1 protein-coding gene and 1 pseudogene are annotated in these 620 nt (G+C 44.0%); both read right to left on the bottom strand.

Annotated elements, in window-relative coordinates:
• Positions 1–305 (bottom strand): annotated as a pseudogene (locus ACS8FD_RS22055) (polyphenol oxidase family protein); the annotation flags it as partial.
• Positions 306–308: 3 nt separating this feature from the next.
• The coding region (locus ACS8FD_RS22060; protein ID WP_459252170.1) for an RluA family pseudouridine synthase at positions 309–620 on the bottom strand (312 nt) is incomplete at its 5' end.

Raw genomic sequence — 620 nt, forward strand, 5'->3', positions numbered from 1 at the left:
TGATTTACCCAGTACACACTACTGATAGGAGCACGCCGTTGGATTGTCAGTTGCTGATTGATAGTCGCTAGCAAACGCATACGATTATCCAATACCTGTACAGGATCATCAGCAACGTGCAGTCCAAGATTTAACTCACCATAGCTTGCTTGTTTTGATTGCAGCATTGGTTGATGTTTTTGATCTTCAAGCGTTTTATGCTTAATATCAGCATGCACAAAACCAGCGGTATGATAGGCGGCTGTTTGGAATACTGTCACTTCATTGAGCTGTGCCAGCATTGTCAGGGGAAGTTTATCTGTCATATTTTATTCGTCATCATAACCATCAGTTAGCACTGATATGAGTTTTTGCATATCTTCAGGAATAGGAGTGGTCACTTCGATATCTTCACCCGTCGTTGGGTGGACAAACCCCAAAGTATATGCGTGCAACGCTTGTCTTGGAAAATTACCAATCGCTTGGCGCTGCTCTTCTGTCAACCCTGCTCGCAGTTGGCGACGTCCTCCATAGACACGATCTCCAACTATTGGATAAGTGATATGGCTTAGGTGTACACGAATCTGATGGGTACGACCCGTCTCAAGACCGACGTCCAGTAAACAGTAATTATCATTAAG

The organism is Psychrobacter sp. 1U2, from assembly GCF_051847575.1.